Origin of the sequence: Cytophaga sp. FL35 (assembly GCF_014349235.1) — a bacterium.
Lineage (GTDB): Bacteria > Bacteroidota > Bacteroidia > Flavobacteriales > Flavobacteriaceae > Euzebyella.
In genome coordinates this window covers 1-2,061 of record NZ_JACSOH010000068.1, presented here as the reverse complement: position 1 = coordinate 2,061, position 2,061 = coordinate 1, and the positions used below count along the sequence as shown (strand labels likewise).

Annotated in this window: 3 protein-coding genes; all 3 read left to right on the top strand. The window is 34.8% G+C overall.

Features of this window, described 5'->3' with window-relative positions:
- The first annotated feature begins 110 nt into the window (after nucleotides 1–110).
- Nucleotides 111–509, top strand: coding sequence for a hypothetical protein (locus tag BIZ36_RS20590; RefSeq protein WP_187459738.1), 399 nt, complete (start codon nucleotides 111–113; stop codon nucleotides 507–509).
- A 200-nt stretch (nucleotides 510–709) separates the two neighbouring features.
- Complete coding sequence (locus BIZ36_RS20585; RefSeq protein WP_222937496.1) at nucleotides 710–1,171, top strand: hypothetical protein; 462 nt, start codon at nucleotides 710–712, stop codon at nucleotides 1,169–1,171.
- Between the two features lie 146 nt (nucleotides 1,172–1,317).
- Nucleotides 1,318–1,986, top strand: a complete 669-nt coding sequence (locus BIZ36_RS20580; protein WP_187459737.1) for a hypothetical protein — start codon at nucleotides 1,318–1,320, stop codon at nucleotides 1,984–1,986.
- Nucleotides 1,987–2,061: the final 75 nt, after the last annotated feature.

The window sequence follows — 2,061 nt, the reverse complement described above, 5'->3', positions numbered from 1 at the left end:
CAATCCGGTGTGCTCCCTTGTATTTTTCTTTTTTACGTACCTTTCGGTACGACAAATAAAAATCCAATCGCACCACTACACATAGCCCTGCGTTGTACACAAGCTACCAAATGAATCGCAAATCGACTTTAATACTTTTGACTTTGACTTTGACTTTTATAAGTTGCTTTTTCAGTAATTATGAAAGTGAATTGATAAAATCGCCAACTGGAAATTTTGAAATTAAAGCATCTGTAAATCAAGTAGATAAAAATGCGGAGGATTACGCTTATGTTCTTATTCACTTATTCGATGATAACAATAATAAGCTGACTGAATTGCATACTGGAGCTGGAGATGCAAATAAATGGACAATTGGTTGGACTGAAATCGGAGATACAATCATACTTCAAAGTAGCGATATCGGAAACAAAGCTTGGATTTTGAATGACAATAAACCGAATCAAATAAAAATGACGGACGAATTAAATGCACGTGCCGAATTTTTATACTTTGAAAAATATAAATAAACGCCAGTGTACAACATCAGCTATAATTCATCGCTCTTTTTGAACTTCTAACGGAAAGAAATAGTAACTTGAACATTCAAAATTTAAAAGTACGGTTAGGACTTGGCTGCGCCCTTTTCCAGCGCGAAAGGCCGCAGACGCGTCGCAGCGGTGACGCAACAAAATCATAGCCGGAAAACGTTGCCATTAATTTGAAAAAAATGACCAAAACAATAATAATTGTACTTCTGACATTTTTGACCTTAAGCTGTACAGATATAAATCAAGGCGAAAACACTATCGCAAAATTGGAAAATCTACGTGCTGAAAATGATAGTTTGCGGAAAATTGTTGCGGATATTGAAACTAAATATGTATTTGACAGTATTTCGTTTCGAGAAATTTATGGAAAAGACAATAAGTACGAACGGAATGCGGAATTTAATGTTGAATTATTAGTGGTTGGCTATAACCCAAATAAAAGTTATTTCGTAAAATTCGATAGCCTTGTTGACGGAAAAAAAGTAAATCCAGACACTCTAAAACAAACCAACGGCGGATTTAAATATAAAACCAAATTGACCGAGAAAGAAAATATTATTCGAATTGATATGAACGTTGAGAATGAATACGGACAGAAGAAAATGGGAACGTTGCTCGAAACAATACGGACAAAAAACTAATGGCAACAATGTATAACCGCAATTACGGCGGATTCGACTGCGTCCGAATCCACTCGGAATTGCTAACGTACGTGCCAAACCGAAAATTTAAGCATATTAACCCGTAACTGACGGTTATACGAGACCGTTGGCAGTAATTTCAATAAATGAATTTTAAACTAAAATTACTTTTTACTTTACTAATTCTCACAATTGCTTCTTGTGGAAAACAGAACTCGAAAAAGAAAATTAATATTCTTAGCGAGCAGAATTTGAAATTGAAAGATTCAATTGAAAACCTACTCAGGACAAAGGAAAGCAAGTTCTTATCAGACAGTGTTAAAATAGATTTTTCAAAAGGAATATTAGGAGTACTAAATTACCCGTATTATTCCGACACCTTAGTCTTATCTGCGAGGTTTGCTGATTGCGGAGAATTTGGCGGACATAAGGAATATTTAAAAATATACGTCGCTGATGAAAAGTATATCTGTCTTTTCATAAATAAATCTATTGATTGCTCCCAAAGTTATTCCAAATACACAAAAATTGATACCCTGACTTATGAGCTTAATGAAATTAACCAAAAAAGGGTTTTGGATTATTTGCTAAAATTGACCGAAGTAAGTATGCTTCAGCAAGATTTAATCACAAATTTTAGTAACTACTATGAAATAGAGCAACTTAGTGGCTACACCAAGGATTTTGATATTTTGGAAAGTCACGAGAAAAGATTGCATTTCCGGGACCAATCTTTGAAATGGAAGGAATTTGAAAAACTCAGAGAAAACATAAAAACTACTGCCAACACGGGTAACCGTTGCGCAAGCCCTTGAACAGCAAAAAAGAGACCTCTTTTAAGCCCTTTTTAGGGGCTTTTTGTTTTTAGGACGACCGGGCAATCTAGATTT

What these genes read in the sequence shown, in the direction of transcription:
- BIZ36_RS20590 (WP_187459738.1), top strand. Translation starts at nt 111, where the DNA reads ATGAATCGCAAATCGACTTTAATACTTTTGACTTTGACTTTGACTTTT.
- BIZ36_RS20585 (WP_222937496.1), top strand. Translation starts at nt 710, where the DNA reads ATGACCAAAACAATAATAATTGTACTTCTGACATTTTTGACCTTAAGC.
- BIZ36_RS20580 (WP_187459737.1), top strand. Translation starts at nt 1,318, where the DNA reads ATGAATTTTAAACTAAAATTACTTTTTACTTTACTAATTCTCACAATT.